The 17491-nt window shown below is 42.0% G+C and carries 18 protein-coding genes, 1 tRNA gene and 1 pseudogene; 8 read left to right on the forward strand and 12 right to left on the reverse strand.

Annotated elements, in window-relative coordinates:
• Window positions 1-264: 264 nt before the first annotated feature.
• The 4 genes from ACBR23_RS26545 to ACBR23_RS26560 are packed head-to-tail and all read right to left on the reverse strand — an operon-like array spanning window position 265 to window position 1450.
• Window positions 265-558 (reverse strand): hypothetical protein, encoded by a 294-nt coding sequence (locus ACBR23_RS26545; RefSeq protein WP_371113669.1) that lies wholly within the window; start codon window positions 556-558, stop codon window positions 265-267.
• On the reverse strand, window positions 548-673 hold the full coding sequence (locus ACBR23_RS26550) for a BrnT family toxin (RefSeq protein ID WP_371120893.1): 126 nt from the start codon (window positions 671-673) through the stop codon (window positions 548-550). The genes ACBR23_RS26545 and ACBR23_RS26550 overlap by 11 nt, the downstream gene beginning before the upstream one ends.
• A complete protein-coding gene (locus tag ACBR23_RS26555; protein WP_371113668.1) occupies window positions 670-1026 on the reverse strand; it encodes a DUF5615 family PIN-like protein in 357 nt (118 codons plus the stop codon). Before ACBR23_RS26555 ends, ACBR23_RS26550 begins: the two co-directional genes overlap by 4 nt.
• A complete protein-coding gene (locus ACBR23_RS26560; protein WP_371113667.1) occupies window positions 1010-1450 on the reverse strand; it encodes a DUF433 domain-containing protein in 441 nt (146 codons plus the stop codon). The genes ACBR23_RS26555 and ACBR23_RS26560 overlap by 17 nt, the downstream gene beginning before the upstream one ends.
• Before the next feature lie 377 nt (window positions 1451-1827).
• Here ACBR23_RS26560 and ACBR23_RS26565 point away from each other — a divergent pair, with 377 nt between their 5' ends.
• Window positions 1828-2769: a 2OG-Fe(II) oxygenase gene (locus tag ACBR23_RS26565; protein ID WP_371113666.1), complete on the forward strand. Its 942-nt coding sequence runs from the start codon at window positions 1828-1830 to the stop codon at window positions 2767-2769.
• An 88-nt stretch (window positions 2770-2857) separates the two neighbouring features.
• On the opposite strand, the gene ACBR23_RS26570 is transcribed toward ACBR23_RS26565, so the two are convergent.
• Complete coding sequence (locus ACBR23_RS26570) at window positions 2858-4339, reverse strand: ankyrin repeat domain-containing protein (RefSeq protein WP_371118903.1); 1482 nt, start codon at window positions 4337-4339, stop codon at window positions 2858-2860.
• Window positions 4340-4435: 96 nt separating this feature from the next.
• Here ACBR23_RS26570 and ACBR23_RS26575 point away from each other — a divergent pair, with 96 nt between their 5' ends.
• From ACBR23_RS26575 to ACBR23_RS26585, 3 genes are all read left to right on the forward strand, one after another.
• Window positions 4436-4906, forward strand: a complete 471-nt coding sequence (locus ACBR23_RS26575) for a DUF4079 domain-containing protein (protein WP_371118902.1) — start codon at window positions 4436-4438, stop codon at window positions 4904-4906.
• Between the two features lie 195 nt (window positions 4907-5101).
• On the forward strand, window positions 5102-5584 hold the full coding sequence (locus ACBR23_RS26580; protein WP_371118901.1) for a type II toxin-antitoxin system antitoxin SocA domain-containing protein: 483 nt from the start codon (window positions 5102-5104) through the stop codon (window positions 5582-5584).
• The gene (locus ACBR23_RS26585; protein ID WP_371118900.1) at window positions 5571-6203 is read left to right on the forward strand and encodes a hypothetical protein; all 633 of its coding nucleotides are present in this window, start codon (window positions 5571-5573) and stop codon (window positions 6201-6203) included. Before ACBR23_RS26580 ends, ACBR23_RS26585 begins: the two co-directional genes overlap by 14 nt.
• Before the next feature lie 60 nt (window positions 6204-6263).
• On the opposite strand, the gene ACBR23_RS26590 is transcribed toward ACBR23_RS26585, so the two are convergent.
• The 6 genes from ACBR23_RS26590 to ACBR23_RS26615 form a co-directional block, all read right to left on the reverse strand.
• Complete coding sequence (locus ACBR23_RS26590; RefSeq protein ID WP_371118899.1) at window positions 6264-7751, reverse strand: N-6 DNA methylase; 1488 nt, start codon at window positions 7749-7751, stop codon at window positions 6264-6266.
• A gap of 11 nt (window positions 7752-7762) precedes the next feature.
• Window positions 7763-8584, reverse strand: coding sequence for a hypothetical protein (locus ACBR23_RS26595; RefSeq protein WP_371118898.1), 822 nt, complete (start codon window positions 8582-8584; stop codon window positions 7763-7765).
• Complete coding sequence (locus ACBR23_RS26600; RefSeq protein ID WP_371118897.1) at window positions 8581-10122, reverse strand: AAA family ATPase; 1542 nt, start codon at window positions 10120-10122, stop codon at window positions 8581-8583. Before ACBR23_RS26600 ends, ACBR23_RS26595 begins: the two co-directional genes overlap by 4 nt.
• Window positions 10112-11872, reverse strand: a complete 1761-nt coding sequence (locus ACBR23_RS26605) for a restriction endonuclease subunit S (protein ID WP_371118896.1) — start codon at window positions 11870-11872, stop codon at window positions 10112-10114. Before ACBR23_RS26605 ends, ACBR23_RS26600 begins: the two co-directional genes overlap by 11 nt.
• A gap of 121 nt (window positions 11873-11993) precedes the next feature.
• Window positions 11994-12389 (reverse strand): MerR family transcriptional regulator, encoded by a 396-nt coding sequence (locus ACBR23_RS26610; protein ID WP_371118968.1) that lies wholly within the window; start codon window positions 12387-12389, stop codon window positions 11994-11996.
• A 34-nt stretch (window positions 12390-12423) separates the two neighbouring features.
• Window positions 12424-12494, reverse strand: a tRNA-Cys gene (locus ACBR23_RS26615).
• A gap of 153 nt (window positions 12495-12647) precedes the next feature.
• On the opposite strand from ACBR23_RS26615, the gene cpdA reads away from it, so the two are divergent.
• From cpdA to ACBR23_RS26630, 3 genes are all read left to right on the forward strand, one after another.
• Entirely contained in the window at window positions 12648-13427 is a 780-nt protein-coding gene (cpdA, locus tag ACBR23_RS26620) for a 3',5'-cyclic-AMP phosphodiesterase (protein WP_371118895.1), read from the forward strand.
• Window positions 13428-13616: 189 nt separating this feature from the next.
• The gene (locus ACBR23_RS26625) at window positions 13617-15095 is read left to right on the forward strand and encodes an alpha-amylase (RefSeq protein WP_371118894.1); all 1479 of its coding nucleotides are present in this window, start codon (window positions 13617-13619) and stop codon (window positions 15093-15095) included.
• Between the two features lie 101 nt (window positions 15096-15196).
• Entirely contained in the window at window positions 15197-15973 is a 777-nt protein-coding gene (locus ACBR23_RS26630) for an SDR family NAD(P)-dependent oxidoreductase (protein WP_341738451.1), read from the forward strand.
• 76 nt (window positions 15974-16049) lie between these two features.
• Here the strand turns inward: ACBR23_RS26630 and cofG are convergent, their stop codons facing one another.
• On the reverse strand, window positions 16050-17000 hold the full coding sequence (gene cofG / locus ACBR23_RS26635) for a 7,8-didemethyl-8-hydroxy-5-deazariboflavin synthase subunit CofG (RefSeq protein WP_371118893.1): 951 nt from the start codon (window positions 16998-17000) through the stop codon (window positions 16050-16052).
• Between the two features lie 328 nt (window positions 17001-17328).
• On the opposite strand from cofG, the pseudogene ACBR23_RS26640 reads away from it, so the two are divergent.
• Window positions 17329-17491: pseudogene (locus tag ACBR23_RS26640) on the forward strand (photosystem II q(b) protein); the annotation flags it as partial.

A 17491-nucleotide genomic window follows, 5' to 3' on the forward strand; every position in this document is an offset into this window, starting at 1 on the left:
GGGGGGAAGGGGGACTTTGAGAAGATTCCTGTCCCCCCCTTGGGAAGGGGGGCTAGGGGGGATCTGGCGTTAATAGTCAAACAGCAGTCTCTGACTGAGTTTGAGCTTAAGTTGACACCTATGGGCATTGCCGTGTCCCTACAATTAATCGGGCGGTAGTTACATCTCTAGTGAGCATGATGGCTGGGATTCCTCTTCGAGTGCTACGATTATTTTGGGGTAGTCCAAGGGCAATGCCGTGTCCTCCGTTACTGCTAGACACAATTAACAGGATTTAGCATGAATGACTTCGTTTAATGCCTCATCAATCACTGCATCGCTGACACCTCGACGCTTCAAACTTGCTACTAAAGCTGTCACTGTCTCGCTCTCAAATCGTTCTAAATCAACGCGCAAACCTTGACCGATATAAGCACGAATTAATGGCTGATAACCCGAAAAACCCAACAATGGTGCAACTTTTTTTAGGTCTTCCACAACATCTTCGGGCATACGGATTGTCACGCTAGTCATTGGACGGTTGTGGTTTAATCGCTGCTTTAATGCTTCAACTTTCATACTCTGCCCTCTCCTGACGAGTTGCTTTACGTGCTGAAATAATCCGAATGACATTCTCTTCACGCTCAATATGAACCACATACAGTAGATTCCACCGACTATCTAGCCCAATCACAGCATAGGGAAAGGGATGAAAAGAATTTGACCTTCATATTCATCAGGCTGACTGCAACAAATAAATAGTTCTAAATCATCAATGATCTTACCAATGGGTGCTGTTGCAATAACCTCAACAACTCCAAGCATAGGTAGTCCTTGATTGACTCGCTCGTAGGCATACATCGTAATAGTGGCTACATCATGGGTAAGTAAGATGCGTCCCTCATTAGCCGCCCATTCTAAAATATCTGGATCGTCAGTGTGAATCAGTCCTACATCTTGGACACGAACAATATCCAATTCAGGCAAACGTCTCACCAGCCCACGCAATATGGCTCCATTAAAATTTTCATCAGTTAGAAGGCGCACTTGGTATCGACTCCCCTTTTGACTGATAACGAGCAAGCAAACGTTGTCTCAGATCGACTAAGTTGTGTTTTTGAGAAAGTTGTTGTCTCAGTTGCTGAGATTGTTGGCTGCGCTGCTCCAAATAACTGTCAATTTCCTGACGATGGTTGAGATAATAAGCAATGGTACTGTATATGTCTTCTAAGCGAACAACTGAATACTGAATAGCGATTTCTTCGGGAGTGGAGCCATTGTGGTATGAAGCAAGTATGCTATCTAGGGTCACTCGACTCGAACCTATACGGATACCTCCCGCTTCATCCCAACGGAAAGGGGGAGAGGTTGCTTGAAATTTTGCTGGGGCGCTGATTAGGGACATATTGTGCATGACTTGAACTGTATAAAAACATTGTAGCAAGATGTCTAATGCTTTGTCTGGCTGCAACTGTGTTCAATTCCCAACCAAAAATAAGGTGCGTTCCAATCAATACTAATATAAGTGGAATATTAGAGTTTTTCCAGGTAATGTTGGATCGATCGCCCTTCGCTTACCCTGACTAAAATCATACTCTGCTTTCAGGACTATTCCTCTCCTTCTTCTTTTCCATCCTCTGTGCTCTCTGTGCCCTCTGCGGTTCCTTAACTCTTTCCCCCATTAACCTCAATTTTTGGCGATCGACCATCACACCAATAAACAGTCTTGTTTGTGTCCCCACTAATTGTGTATCATATTGCAGAGAAACAAAACTGTGTATCCCTACCTAATTATTTTCCTTCCGAATCATATCTTTAGCTAGTTTTCCATCCAGTCCTGAAAAAATTATGACTTACACTCAACCGCAAATTAAACCCCAAGATGTCAAAGTTAAAATCCTGCTCGCGGGCGGACATCAATGCACAATTACCCTCAAATCTGACGCCCCCTTATTGCACAATCTGGTTAAAACCTTAGTCGATCGCACCCAACAGAACCCCGGTTTTCCCACTTTATTTCAGATTCCCATAGACGAAGGGCGATCCGCACTTTGTTTTCCCAGCGAACACCTAGTGGGATTAGTCACCGAACCGCCCATTTACTTAGCTCAACTGCCACCGCCACAGCCAGAAGTTCCGGTAGAGATTCCGCCAGAAATTCCCCTAGAGATTCCTATAATTCCTGCTCATGTAAACGACGACTTAATATCTCGCTACGCCCAAATTGAGAACTTCCTCACAGCCAGTGAAAAAAATAAACTCATCAAATATGTTTTAGCAAAAGAATCAGAATTTGTGAGTACCAGCACCTCAACCAAGGCCGAAGATTATCGGCGTTCTATGGTTCTCCATTCCTTCCCCGAATTTTCACAACTGATGATTAATCGCATTAAAGCTATTCTCCCCGACGTGCTGCGAAAATTAAACCTGCCTTCATTTTCTGTTGGTGATATAGAAGCTCAATTAACGCTGCACAACGACAATAATTATTACAAACTTCATAACGATAGTGGCTCTCCAGAAACAGCAACCAGATTTTTCACCTATGTTTACTATTTCAATCGAGAACCCAAGGCGTTTACTGGCGGAGAATTGCAGATTTATGATAGCAAAATTGAGAACAATTTTTATGTAGCGGCTGACTCTTTTAAAACTGTTGAACCTCGCAATAATAGCATCGTATTTTTTCTGAGTCGCTATATGCACGAAGTTTTGCCAGTTAGTTGTCCCTCGAAAGCTTTTGCTGACAGTCGCTTTACGATTAATGGTTGGGTAAGGCGAACAGATTGAGGTTGGTAGTAAGGACTAAGGTCGCGATCGATCGTCAGACAAAGAAAGGACAGAAGTCCTTACTAGCAACTTAAGGATAACACCGATATTATTCTCTTGCTCCGGAACTTTTGAGCAGTTTCACCACATCTTTATAACCGTTAAATTCAGCCAGCATTAAAGCCGTATAGTTCCCCAAATTTTTATGATTTATATCCGCACCCGCATCAATTAAAATCTTCACAGCACTGACAGCACCCCGATGGGCCGCCCACATTAAAGCAGTGGCACCGGAAGCATCCCGCCTATTGACATCAGCACCGTTGTCAACTAATAATTGGGCGATCGCCACATGACCTCGAATACAGGCTTTCATTAAAGCCGTTTTTCCTTGCTCCCCTGCGATATTAGGGTCAACACCACCTTCGAGCAAAGCCTTTACTGTCTCAGTATGTCCTTGAAAAGCCGCCAGAGTTAAAGCAGTCTCCTCAAAGTTTTTAGCATTCAGAAAATCAGCATTATCGTGATTGACTTTTTGCAACAAAGCTGATACGATCGCACTGTAACCGTGAACAGCAGCCACGAGTAACGGAGTATCGCCCAACCGATTTCTAGCACCAACACTAGCGCCCCGGTTTAACAGCAATTCCACAACATCCTCATAGCCTTCGACAACAGCGAAATTTAAAGCAGTTTCATCATCTTTGTCCTTAGCATTGATATCGGCGCCAGCATCGAGTAAGATATGGGCGATCGGCAAATTTCCCCCAGCAGCAGCCGCCATCAAAGCCGTTCCCCCATCCCCATTTTTCCCATTCACATCAGCACCGGCACGCAGCAAAACCTGCACCACATCAATATGACCAAAATCAGCAGCCAAAGTTAAAGCAGTTTCACCATCTTTATCGGGAATTCTGACATCAGCACCCTCCGCTAACAACACCTCTACCACGGACAAATTACCCGCAGCAGCAGCCTCCATCAAAGCAGTTTTGCTATCGGAATTTTTAACATTAGCATCAGCGCCACAATTGAGCAAAATTCGGATAATTTCAGCGCGACCTTGACTAACTGCTAAAAATAGGATAGAATTATCTGCAACAGCACCCGCATCAGCCAAAGCTTTGACAATAGCTTGATTCCCCGATAAAGCAGCTATTTTCAGAGCAGAGTCTCCATCGCGATCGCACACATTCACATCAGCATGAGCAGCAAGTAACAGCCGCACGACATTGATATCACCTTTCAGAGCAGCCGCCATCAAAGCCGTACTCCCATCATCATTTTTAGCATTAACATCCGCACCCCCAGCCAACAACAGTCGCACAGAATCAGCCTGCTTGTGAGCCGCAGCAAGCATCAAAGCCGTCAGCCCAAAACGCCTTCTTACCTGATTGACATTAGCGCCATTATTTAGTAAAATACGCACGATTTCGGCATAGCCCTTTTGGGCCGCAAACATCAAAGCTGTCGTCCCCTCAGAGTCTTTGGAGTCTGGATTAACACCCTTAGCGAGTAAGGCTTGTACGTGAATAATGTTGCCAGTTTTGGCAGCTTGGATTAATAAAGCGTCTTGTTTAGTGGCAGGCATAACAGTGTCTCATTTTATATATTTGTACCGTCGCATGAGACGGCCTGACTGGTATGCTAAGTTTTATGAAGTATTTTTGCTAATCCTGAAAACACCATGAATCTGGAAATTCCGCAGTCTGTTAAAGTTTGGAGCCAATTTTTCCACCCAGTGTTAATGTGGGTACTGCTGGCCATCTCATTGTATGCTTTGTATCTCGGCGTTCAAATCCGGCGCACCAGGAGTGCGGAAGGCGAGGTCAAAAAAGAGCTAATTAAGGGTAAATTCAACCTCAAGCACCACCAGATGGGTTCTTTGCTGCTAGCCTTGATGGTAACGGGTGCGATCGGCGGTATGGCCGTCACCTACATCAACAACGGCAAATTGTTCGTGGGTTCCCACTTGCTAGCAGGGTTGGGAATGACGGCAATCATTGCGATGTCTGCCTCGCTGACACCTTTGATGCAAAAAGGTAATGATTTTGCCAGATATACTCACATCTTTCTGAATGTGGCGCTTTTGGGGCTGTTTGGCTGGCAAGCGGTAACAGGCGTGGAAATCGTGCAGAGAATTATCAGTAAAATGTGATCGTTTGGGTAAGATTGCTAATTGCTAATTGCCATGGGGTGATTAGTGATTAGCAATTAAATTGTCATATTTTTTTATATGCTTTAATAGCCAAACGTTCGTGGGGATGATATGATAGACTAGAGTTAAGTTAATTTGAATATTGATAATATCAATTGTGGAGACAGTTTTTTTTGAGATAAAAGAAGGAAAGCTATGCTAGAAACCCTGATAAAGTATTTTGTTTACGCAACAAAAGGCTATATTACAAAAACCCAGTTAATCAAATTTTTGTACTTAGCTGATCTTTATGCAGTCAAATGGACAGAAAAACAGCTTACTGATTTAGATTGGCGTTATTATCGCTATGGGCCTTGGAATGAAGACATTGACGCTGCTTTAAATCAAATGAATGGTAAAGAGATTTTGCAAGAATCTCAGGGAAATAGTATCTTTGTCAGACTTGGTGAGGGAGCAGGTAGTGTCGATAATTTAGAGTTACCTTTAGGCCTCAAGCTAATGCTTGACAACATCAGGAGAGAATGGGCTGGTTCAGGAGAGGATAAACTGAAGCAGTTACTAGAATATGTTTATAGCACTGCTCCCATGCTTGAGGTTAAAGATAGCCATAAATCAGAGGAACAGGTGAGACTGAATCTGTACAAAGAAAGAGAAAAGTTAATGAGTGAATTGGGGTGATCGAGTGGCTGGACAAAAACCGCGTCAAGGTTGGATTTATTTTATCAATCCCTATAAAGTATCTCTTCGTTGCAAACTCGGTCATCATCATATTTATGAGATAAATCAACCAGGGGAGATTGAGTGCAAGAAATTGTCTTGCACTCAGGTGATTAATTCGAGTCGGGTTTTTCGGGGAGAGCATCCTTATATTGTTTGGACAAATGACCAATTTCAAGATGAATCTACATACATCCAAACAGCGAAAATTGGGGCTGTAGTAGCACGTTGGGAACGCTTTCATTTCAATCCTTATCCTACTCAGCAGGAGTTTGAGGCTTTGGCGGAGGTGGTAGGGGTTGAGGTTGAAAGGTTGTGGGAAATGCTGCCGCCAATGGGGGAGGGGATGAAGTGTGAACCGATTCGGGTATGTGGTGCTTGTTATGCCCAGTCGCCTTGTCATCGGATTGAGTGGCAGTTTAAGTCTGTTTGGAAGTGCGATCGCCATCAGCTTAAGCTTTTAGCTAAGTGTCCGCAGTGTGAAGCACGATTTAAGATGCCTGCACTTTGGGAAGATGGGAGATGCGATCGCTGTCGGTTACTTTTTGGGGGGATGGGGGAGTATCAGAAAGCTATTTGAGTGAAGTATTTTTCTTGATTAACGGTTGCTGAAGGATGGCGATTGCCACCTCTGAGAATTTCACTGCACATCCTCACAGCCAAGCCCATTCAAGATTTCTCTGAAGCTGTTTAAGCCCGCTTCCAGATTCTCAATGATCTCTGCTACTAGCACATCGGGTTCGGGTGGATTATTTAGATCGTATTGCCTCTTATCTCTTAACCAGAAAATGTCTAAGCTTGTTTTGTCTCTAGCGACCAATTCTTCGTAGGTGAACTTACGCCAACGTCCATCTGATTTTTTAGATGACCAGGCTGATTGATGCTTGGAACGGTATTTTGAGTTATAGCAATTAACGAAATCTTGTATATCCCTATGTTTTAAAGGGTTTTTGCGTAGCGTGAAATGGACATTGGTACGGAAGTCGTAGTACCAAACTTCTTTGGTCTGGGGTACTTCAGACTCAGGCTTATTATCGAAGAAGATAACGTTTGCTTTTAGCCCTGACTTGTAGAAGATACCAGTGGGTAAACGCAGAATAGTGTGCAGATTAGTTTTCTGAAGTAGAGCCTTGCGAACCGTTTCTCCGGCTCCACCTTCAAACATCACATTATCAGGTACAACGATCGCCGCTTTTCCGGTTGGCTTCAGCATTGTCCGAATGTGCTGGACAAAATTAAGCTGTTTGTTTGAGGTCGTTGCATCAAAATCTGGACGATTATAAACCAGATCCTCTCCTTGCTCTTTTTCCTCTTTTGAAAAGGTCATGCTGCTTTTCTTACCAAAGGGAGGATTAGCTAACACAAAGTCGAAGTGCTGGGTGGGTGGCTTTACTAGCGCATCGCTGAGAGAAATAGTTGGTTCTTTGTCAATGTCGCCGATCTCGTGCAGGAATAAATTCATTAAGCATAGGCGATAGGTACTAGAGACAATCTCATTGCCATAGAAGGTTTCATGTTTGAGGAATTGTGTTTGGGACTCATTCAGCTTGTAGTTTTCGTGAATGAAGTCATAGGCCGCTAGAAAGAAGCCACCCGTACCACAGGCAGGATCGGCGATCATTTTACCGAGTTCAGGGCGAAGGCATTCCACCATTGCTTTGGTCAATGCGCGAGGAGTGAAGTATTGCCCTGCTCCAGACTTCGTGTCATCGGCATTTTTTTCTAGCAATCCTTCGTAAATATCGCCTTTGACATCAGCACTCATGGACACCCAGGCTTCGTTGTCGATCATCTCAATTACGCGAGACAACATCGCTGGATCTTGAATTTTGTTTTGGGCTTTGGTGAAGATTTTGCCCAACATTCCCTTTTTCTTGCCCAGTTCACGAAGCAGTTTTGTATAGTGAGCTTCAAGCTGATCACCACGTTTGTTTTTTAGGCTTTGCCATGTGTATTCAGCAGGAATTCCTAGATCACGATTATGAGGTGGTTGGGCGTATTCATCCGCCATTTTTAGAAAAATTAGGAAAGTGAGTTGTTCCAGATAGTCACCATAGCTGACTCCTGCATCACGCAAGATGTTACAGAAATTCCAAACTTTGGCAACGATTGATTGAGAGGTGAACATAATTTATTGCCTCAAGCTGCTCCCAGCGCTAATTTTTGAACCCATTCAATATCCGAAGACAACAAGCATTTAATTGCAACCCCAGAGAATTCTGATTTTGGCTTTGTGAGCGTTCTTAATTCTTCTAGCTTGGATTGAATCTGCCCTTTTTTTGATGCAGATGGATTTTTATTATATTCTGCCATTAAATTCTGAAGTTCGTTAAGCTTTGATTCGCATGTGTCCCATAAATCCTTTCTTGCCTCCTTCAAGGGTTCATAATTCAAATCTAAATTATCAATCGTGTACTGAGCTCTTTTGTAATCCCATTCATTTTCATCAACTGAGGATGGCTTAGCCTTTCCAGTTTTATCAAAAGTGAGTTTGAGAGTATCGTCTTTATCTATAGGATCAAGAAAATAGATAATTTCATCTTCACACAAATCAGTATGGCAATTTGCTTTATGCTTTAAAACACAGAATCTAGCTCCTTTTTTTGTATTGCCAACACCGCCACAAATTCGATAATTTGTCCAATCAAATGCAAGCCACCAATAACCTCCTTGGTCAGTTCCATTTAAATCTAAAGCTTCACTTTTAGGTCTGAAATGGTCTACATGGTAATGAGAATAAACTTCTTTAGCTTCTGAGTACCAACATTTACCATCAGATAAATCCATTAGATACTTCTTAAGAGTGTTATTTCTCCAAACTGCATTATTACTCTCAATAATTTCCTTTCGTTTTTCAGAGTCAGTTTCAGTAATGAGATTTTGGGTTAAGATTTTAGCTTTACTCAGCCATCTTTTTAATCCACTAGGAGGAGGATTTTCTTTTAGAGGAATATGCCTCACTGTTCTTCCTCCATAATTTCGTTAAGGAGAGATAGTGCAAGCTCATTCTGTTCTTTCAAATCTTCTGGTGTGAGAGTAGGTTTCTGAAATCTTTCTTGTCGATGCCAAGCAGTTACAAACTTTTGGTAAAGAGGATCTCTAAATGTTCTTGTAAACCCTAATCCCTCTAATTTCTGGAGAGCCTCATCCAATTCTTTCCTTTCTTCACCGCTTAACCCTCCTTGCTGTTGCTTAGCAGTTAATCTATGCTTATTATCCAAGGCTTTTTGTGTTTCTTCATCTAAAGTTGTAGGGAGACTAAACAACTCGCTAGTTAAGATGCCAGCTACACCTAAACCCTTTGGATCGGTTTCAGGTTCAAATACGATTGTTCGTCCAGTGTCCTCATCTTTTCTGAAAATCCTTACTTGTTCTTTAGTCATACTTCCAATAACTAATGGATCATGAGTATTCAAAATTATTTGCGTTGTTTCATGCTTTTGAACGACCTCCTGTAATAACTTTAAGTATTGCCATTTCCATAAAGGATTAAGATGAGTATCCGGTTCATCTAGCAAAATTAGGGATTCTTCATCTTTTGTGAATTTTAATAATCCTAAAACTGTAAGCAATTGCTGTTCCCCTTCACTCAAGTCTCTAAAAGTCAATTCACCTCGGATATTTCGCTTTTTGACTTTTACCTTAATTTCCTGAATTAGATTTGAAATATAGGTGCTTTCTAGTGCTTTAAAGAATTCAGTATTACTTGTATAGAACTTAGCAATTTGCTTAAGCTTGTTTTTATCACTAACATAAAGATAGAGTCTTGGTTGATCTATTTGTTTTCTAAAGTCCAGAGAATGTTTCTCAACATAATAAATAGGGGCTGTTGAATAATCCCAAACCTTATCTAAAAAATCTTTAACCAAACCAGTTGCGCCCCAAAACCTTGGGTCGTCACTGCCTTTCCATTCAGGATCTTTTAAGACAAAAAGAATACTTTCTAGATCGTCGATATCAAGATAATTCTTTAAGAAGTGGTTTGATTCATTATCCTCAAAAGAGAAAAAAGCTAAAAGAACAAAATAGCTATGAATCAGACGAACGTAAAAGAGTTTACGCAGGTCTTCAATTTCTGCGGGATCAACATTAGGTTTGATAATTTTGTCATAGAATTTCTTCTGATGATCATTAAAATGTTCTTCCAACCTGTTACTGATGCCGGAATAATAGGTGAATACATATTTGGGCAAATACTCATTCTTTCTGGCATAAAAATCTTTTATCGTAATTTTATTGTCATCTACGTAGAAACTACGTTTAGTATCGAACTCTATTTTAACTTTGTGACCACGACAAACATATTCAATTTTGAATGAAAAACTTGGCATTCCCTCAAGATCTAGATATTTAAATATCAAAACTAACGCTTCAATTAGGTTTGATTTGCCTGTAGCATTCTGACCAAGAAGCACAGTTTCCATAAAACCTTCTGCCAGATCAATCTCAAACTCGATCAGGTTCTTGAAATTTTCTATATAAACTTTATCAATTCTCATTTCTTAGCCTTAAGTAGGATTTTTTTTCTTCTCTCAAATTTTCTACTTCTTCAATAACCCCATTGTTTATCTGCTTTTTGAGTTCCGCATAAAAGCCCTCTATATCTTCTTGGTATTTAGACCGTCGCCACACATCCTGTGCTGTTGCCAAACCATTCAGCTCTTGTAATACTTCAATAATTGACAAATCTTTCTTCATGGCAACTTGTTTTCTTGGTTTAGGTATAGGAACTTGATGGTCTTCTTGATGCCTTCTAGCTTCTCTGATTCTTTCAAGTAACACTGCTGCATTTTCATCTCCTGAACCTTGTGGTATTAGCTGCCCAGAAAAAGCATTTTTGAGTATACTTTGCTTCAAAATTTCAGATGCTAGAAGATTCTCTTCTATAATATTCTCTACCTCAGTTATTAAGGTCGTCCTTCTGTCAACTTCTTCAATAATTTTTTGGATTTCGATAGGGCTACATAGAGGAACAGGAAGATTATGAATAATTTCTTGGTTAAGGTTCTGCATCGTAGTCCCAACACTTTGGTCGGACAAATAATTTTTTAACCTTTGCGAACCTAATAAATAGCAGTAAAAAAGTGGATTGATGCTGGGTAATAGTCTAATAAAAAGACTTCCTGAACCACATAAAAAACCGCTTTCCTCGTGACTTATAACTGCACATCGACCCATTTCGCCTCTTCGTCCCATGACAATATCTCCAGGATACATAATGTAATTGGATAGTTCGTTTACCTTTTCTTTGGTAACTGTCAAACTCCAATCTGGCTCAATTTTCTGATTTCTAATATGAACTGGATTTACGATTGGCACTTGGTTACTAACATAATCAGATCTATGTAATAAAGAACCAAATGGCCCAATCTGAATCCTTTCGGATAAGACGGATAATTTAATCCAACACCATGACTCTGGTAAATCCGGTAAATTCACTAATTCTTCTTCCGTTAAAGAAGAGGTATTAAAAGGCATTTGAGGCTTACCAGGCTTTTTACCCTCCTTGCCGTTCTCTTCCCAAACTTTAAACACTTCTTCCCACTCATTTAGTTGCTGTTGATAGCGGCTTTCACCTTCTTGCTGAATACGTTCTAGCAATTGGTCAGCCGTTTCTAGTTTGCTAATATGAAACTCACGCCACTGTTCGGTCAACTTGCCTTCAAAGGCATATTTCAACACTGACTGACGATATACCTTGAGTTGCTCTTTAGCAGTTCTTAGATATTCAATTCCTTTATCAAGATCCGAGAAGTTTTCCTCAATTTTGTTGATGATTCTGATTTGTTCCTGAAGAGGGGGAAGAGCGATAGTTAGGTTTTCAATAAACTGTTTATTGATTGCCTTGAAGGTTGAACCTGTCCCTTCTTTTGATATTTGAGGCTCTAAAGCTCTAAATAAGTAAAGAATGAATTTAGAGCTAATACTATCAAGAGGATGTAGAGCAGCTAACCCTCGACCAATACAACAGTCTAATGGCGCGAGGTTAGTAGGTCCAACAGGAGCCCGAATTGAAAGTAGCACATCACCTTGGCTTGCAATCTTATTTGGTTCAGAACAATATTTAGTTACTGTCGGATATATAACTCCAAACTCGGCTTTACCTTGGAAAAAAGGTAATCCTTCTCCGTTTGTATTGTATGTATCGGATGGAGGTGACTGACCCATAATGATGTCTACAAAATTGGACAATTTTTCAATAGCCCATGCGTGTGGTAAATCAAAATCATAAAGATTCAAAGGATTCATCCTATCGGTTTGAATACATAAGTTAGGTCGTCCAGTTTGCACGTTTTATCTCGCATTCCGGCAATATCTCGCCAGGGAATATCAGAATATTGGCTTCTCACTGAATCCGGTAGCCGCTCCTCTACCGCTCAAAGCTTCTGAGATTCTCTCGCAAGCGTTGATGAATGCGATCGCTCCAAAACGGCACAACAGGCAACCCCCGATTAATCGTTTCCAAAGCCAAACCACTGTCAAAGTTTACCAAACATCGCCGCTTTAAATCCAATAACAGCATAAACCGTTTCCTCTGCCCTTCTAACACAGACGGCTGAAACAGCCACGACTCAGTAGCTTTAAGAGTTTCCAGCATTTCCTGACATACCTCAAAACTCAAACCCATAGACAGCAAATATTCCATCACAGTCAGCGCCAACAAGTCCGTTGGAGAATAATAGACATTTCGACCCTTACCGCTAGGGTTAACCGTTGGCACAACGACACCTTTCTCTCGCCAATACTGTAATTGATGACAATTAATGTGTCACTGTACAACGTCTAACAAAAATTAAAAAAGGCGGCACCCAGATTTGAACTGGGGGTGGAGGTTTTGCAGACCTCTGCCTTACCACTTGGCTATGCCGCCGTTACGTCAGAAATTTAACGCTTTACTATATTACACCAAATCTTGATTATTTCAACACATTTGTCAAAAATTTCCCTCGCCCTTGTTCCGACATCCCCAAAACCCCTGTGACAGGGTACTCTAGAACTAGATCGATCGCCCGCAACATCATCCATGACACCCGCTTCTCCCCTACTCGTCGCCCAAATCACCGATACTCACTTGTTTGCAGAGCCCGATCGCACATGGAAAGGCCTCTCAACCGCCCACACCCTCAAAGCAGTTCTCGAACACTTGCAACAGATTCAGCCCCAGCCAGACTTACTCCTGCTGACAGGGGATTTATCCCAAGATGAAACACCCGAATCCTACGAGCTCCTCGCATCCCTGATTTCTCCCCTCAACATCCCCGCTTACTGGATACCTGGAAATCACGACAACTTCTTGGTAATGCAGCAAATATTAGATAAGCCGCCGATTTCCCCAGAAAAATCGTGGAACCTCGGAAACTGGCAATTTCTCTTGCTTTCGAGTGTGGAAGCTGGATGCAGTGGGGGGCGAATTTCCCCAGAAAGCTTGGATTGGCTGGATTCTCAATTGCAACAAACGGGCGATCGAGCTGTTACGATTGCCTTGCACCATCATCCCTTGACGATCGACTGTGAAATAATGGATGGCATGATGCTCCACAATGCCGATGAATTTTTCGCAATAGTCGATCGATATCCTCAAGTAAAAATCGTCCTCTGTGGCCACATTCACCAAGAATTCCACCAACAGAGAGGCTCAGTTACCTACTTGGGGACACCCAGCACCTGCATCCAACTTTTACCCAAAAGCCATCCGATTATACTTGACCAAATTCCTCCAGGATTTAGGTTGATCGAATTGGCGATCGATGGCACTTGGAACACCAGAGTTGAGCGAATAGCCACAGAAGCAACAACCTCTTAATGTTTTTAAATGTTCTGAAATATTTTAACATCAACTTTATGTTTTTTGTCAATCTATCTATTGATAGATTGTTTCGATAGACCCCATATTTTATGATATCTATTGACCACAAATTGCAGGCATATCTATACTAATTAGTAACATAAACTAATAAGCCCGCAGCTTTACCAAACAGGAGAAACTAAATTTATGTCTGAAGTCAATGGCGTCATGATGCAGTATTTCCACTGGTATACCCCCGCTGACGGCAACCTCTGGAATCAGTTAACCGAATCTGCCAAAGATTTAGCCAAAATGGGCATTACATCCCTGTGGTTGCCACCCGCGTATAAAGGAACGGGCGGCGGTATGGATGTGGGTTACGGTGTCTACGACATATTCGACTTAGGTGAGTTCGATCAAAAAGGCTCGATCCGGACGAAATACGGGACAAAAGAGGAGTATTTGCGAGCGATTAAAGCAGCACAAGATCTAGGAATTAAGATTTATGCTGATGTTGTCTTTAACCACAAATTAGGAGCTGATGAAGAAGAAGAAGTCGAAGCTACACCCTTCAATCCCGACAACCGCAATGACACCGTAGGCGAGTATCAAAAAATTAAGGCTTGGACTCATTTTACCTTCCCTGGTCGTGGCAAAACCTATTCCAGCATGGAATGGCATTGGTGGCATTTTGATGCCATTGATTACAATGCTTACGACACAAATGCCAATGCCATTTACTTGCTCAAAGGCAAAGAATTTGACCAAAATGTAGACTTAGAAAAAGGCAATTTTGACTACCTGATGGGTTGTGATTTAGATATGGACAACCCAGAAGTCACCGGGGAATTAAAATACTGGGGCGAGTGGTATGTCGATACAACCAACGTTGATGGGTTTCGGTTCGATGCCGTCAAACACGTATCTGCAAAATTTTTCCAAGAATGGTTAGAACACGTTCGCAATTATGCCAAACGTGACCTATTTGCCGTCGGCGAATATTGGTCCTATGAAGTCGAAGCTTTGCACTACTTCATTACCGTAACTGATGGTAAAGTATCCTTATTTGATGCACCTCTTCACTACAACTTCTATGCAGCCAGCAAAGCAGGCAATAATTATGACTTGAGAACAATTTTTGACGGCAGCCTCGTCCAGCACCAACCAACTCTCGCCGTTACTCTAGTAGATAACCACGATTCCCAACCTTTACAATCCCTAGAGTCTGTTGTCGAGTCTTGGTTTAAGCCCCTTGCTTATGCTTTAATTCTGCTGCGTCGTGAAGGATATCCCTGTATTTTTTACCCCGATTATTACGGGACTCATTACAAGGATAGAGGAAAAGATGGTAACGAATACGAAATTTGGTTAGAGAAACATCAATGGATTATTGATAAATTCCTGTTCGCCCGCCAAACTTATTCCTACGGTAATCAATACGATTACTTTGACCACGCCAATACTATTGGCTGGACGAGACTTGGAGATGAAGAACATCCAGGTGGCATGGCTGTGGTACTGACTAACGGCGGTGATGGTACTAAGTTTATGGAAGTCGGACAACCGAATCGTACCTATATCGATCTCACCGAAAACATCAAAGAATCTATCACAACTAATGACGAAGGTTGGGCTGATTTTAGGTGTAATGCTGGTTCAGTTTCAGTCTGGGTTCCAGAATCCTAAATAACACATAACAAGTAACAAGTAACAAGAAATACATCTTGTTACTTGTTAGTTGTTATTTTGATTATTATAATTATTCAAATTATTTATATATAAAAATTATGAATCTTTTAGATAAAGTTGCCGTTATTACTGGTGGCGGGTCGGGGATTGGTCGTGCAGCAGCAATTTTAATGGCAAAGGAAGGAGCAAAAGTTGCTATTATCGATCGCCTTCTCGATAGCGGGCAAGAAACTGTCAGCCAGTTGGTGAATCAAGGAGGCAGTGGACTGGCACTTGTCGCAGATGTAGCAAATTCTGAACAAATGGAAGAGGCATTTAAAACAATTTTTGAACAATATAAAAAAATAGATACTGTGTTTGTGAATGCGGGGATTAATGGTGTCTGGTCGCCCATAGAAGACCTCGAACCGGAGGAGTGGGATAGGACAATTAATACTAACCTCAGAGGTACTTTTTTGACTGTCAAGTATGCTGTTCCTTATTTGAAAAAACAAGGAGGTGCTATTGTCATTACCTCATCGATTAATGGCACTAGAAATTTCAGGAAAGTTGGTGCCACCGCCTATGCTTGTTCTAAAGCTGCTCAAGTAACTTTTGCCAAAATGCTGGCGCTAGAACTTGCTGCTAGCAAAATCCGAGTTAATGTCATTTGTCCGGGTGGGGTGCTGACTGGGATTGAGGAAAGTACCACTAAGCGACATCTCGATCATATTCCAGGCTCGGCTGATTTCATTCACGATCTGATTCCTTTGACTAATAATACCGCAGGTTCTAGTGAAGAAGTTGCCCAATTAGTTTTATTTTTAGTATCAGATGCCTCCATGTTTATCACAGGTACGGAAGTCTGGATTGATGGTGGTGGTTCTTTGATTTGAAATTTTAATGGCTAGGCGGTTGAAACCGCTTCTACACAAACGAAGTCCGCCTGCGCGGACTAAGAAATAAGAAGGATTAATGACTAATTCTCCATTGTTTTACAGCAGTTTGTAATGTCTGGGGGAGCCAATTGTCGTAGTGAGGATAAACAGGCAAACGCTGCACGAGTTGCCATCCCGCGGCTGCTAAAATTTCTGTTAAAGTTTGGTGTTGGAGGTGAGGATAATCGGGATTAACTTCATCCACTGGCCCAATTCCTCCTAAATCTCTAGCACCTGCTTCTAAGCAAGCGATTAATATGTCTGGCTTGGTCACTAAATTTGGCGGAATTTGTAAGGCGATTTCATCAGGTAAAATGCTGCGGGCGATCGCAATTAATTCCGGCATTTTTGTAACATCAAAAACTTTACCATCCCAACTTTGCTTATTTCCCGGACTGTAAGGTTGCAGGATAACTTCTTGAATATGATTGTAACAGGAATGAATCCGGGCGATCGCCTCTAATGTCTCCACCCAATCTGCCTCACTTTCCCCGATTCCCAGCAGCAAACCAGTGGTAAACGGAATCTGCAATTCCCCAGCCCATTCTAACTGTTGCAGCCTCCGGGCAGGTACTTTACTCGGTGCGTGTCGGTGAACTGTTGTTAGCAAACTCGGTGTCAACTGTTCCAACATCAGCCCCATGGAGACATTCACCTGTTTTAACTGAGCCATCTCCTCAAAACTGAGCGGACCTACATTAGTATGTGGCAAAAATCCTAGAGCAAGTGCCAGTTCACAGAGCTCATAAATGCGCTGAAACCAAGCTTTGCGCCGTTGACTTTGGGGATGTACCTCGCCACTGAGGATGAGAATTTCAATCACACCTTGAGTTTGCAGTAGCTGGAGCCGTTTTTCGGCTTGTGGTAGCGTCAGCCAAGGACTTTCCAGCGGTTCAGCTCGAAAATTGCAGTATGTGCAGCGATTAAAACACTCATAAGTGGGAACGATGGTATGAGCAGGGCTGTAGGTGACGGTGCGGGACATTCCTTGGGGTTTTTAATAATTTTTAGTTTTGCGCTTGGCGATCGCCCCGCTTAACTTATCTTAACACTGACACCAGTCCCGCTCTCCTTGTGCAGCTACATTATCAGCATTCTGCTTCTGAGGCGATCGCCAACAAATTCCGCATCCTGCATTTAAAACCCATATACAGCAACGGCTTCGCCATTATATCAGCTATACTTATGATAGTCATAACAAAAGTTGTGCTGAGAAGGCCTTTACAAATTGAAATAAAAGGTTTATGTTATTTACATGGCGGAACACAAACCCGTCACGAACATTGAAAACCAAATAAAGCAATCATAAAACCATGACAACAACCTTACAGCAGCGCGAAAGCGCCAATGTCTGGGAACGGTTCTGCGAGTGGGTCACAAGCACAGACAACCGGATTTATATCGGTTGGTTCGGCGTCTTGATGATTCCTACCCTCTTAACTGCTACCATCTGCTACATCGTTGCCTTCATCGCTG

It is taken from the genome of Microcoleus sp., from assembly GCF_041354475.1.
GTDB lineage: Bacteria > Cyanobacteriota > Cyanobacteriia > Cyanobacteriales > Microcoleaceae > Microcoleus.

Coding starts and splice junctions, on each gene's coding strand:
- ACBR23_RS26580 (WP_371118901.1), top strand. CDS start 5,102: ATGCTAGAAACCCTGATAAAGTATTTTGTTTACGCAACAAAAGGCTAT.
- ACBR23_RS26600 (WP_371118897.1), bottom strand. CDS start 10,122: ATGAGAATTGATAAAGTTTATATAGAAAATTTCAAGAACCTGATCGAG.
- ACBR23_RS26630 (WP_341738451.1), top strand. CDS start 15,197: ATGAATCTTTTAGATAAAGTTGCCGTTATTACTGGTGGCGGGTCGGGG.
- cofG (WP_371118893.1), bottom strand. CDS start 17,000: ATGTCCCGCACCGTCACCTACAGCCCTGCTCATACCATCGTTCCCACT.
- ACBR23_RS26605 (WP_371118896.1), bottom strand. CDS start 11,872: ATGAATCCTTTGAATCTTTATGATTTTGATTTACCACACGCATGGGCT.
- ACBR23_RS26565 (WP_371113666.1), top strand. CDS start 1,828: ATGACTTACACTCAACCGCAAATTAAACCCCAAGATGTCAAAGTTAAA.
- ACBR23_RS26575 (WP_371118902.1), top strand. CDS start 4,436: ATGAATCTGGAAATTCCGCAGTCTGTTAAAGTTTGGAGCCAATTTTTC.
- cpdA (WP_371118895.1), top strand. CDS start 12,648: ATGACACCCGCTTCTCCCCTACTCGTCGCCCAAATCACCGATACTCAC.
- ACBR23_RS26570 (WP_371118903.1), bottom strand. CDS start 4,339: ATGCCTGCCACTAAACAAGACGCTTTATTAATCCAAGCTGCCAAAACT.
- ACBR23_RS26545 (WP_371113669.1), bottom strand. CDS start 558: ATGAAAGTTGAAGCATTAAAGCAGCGATTAAACCACAACCGTCCAATG.
- ACBR23_RS26590 (WP_371118899.1), bottom strand. CDS start 7,751: ATGTTCACCTCTCAATCAATCGTTGCCAAAGTTTGGAATTTCTGTAAC.
- ACBR23_RS26625 (WP_371118894.1), top strand. CDS start 13,617: ATGTCTGAAGTCAATGGCGTCATGATGCAGTATTTCCACTGGTATACC.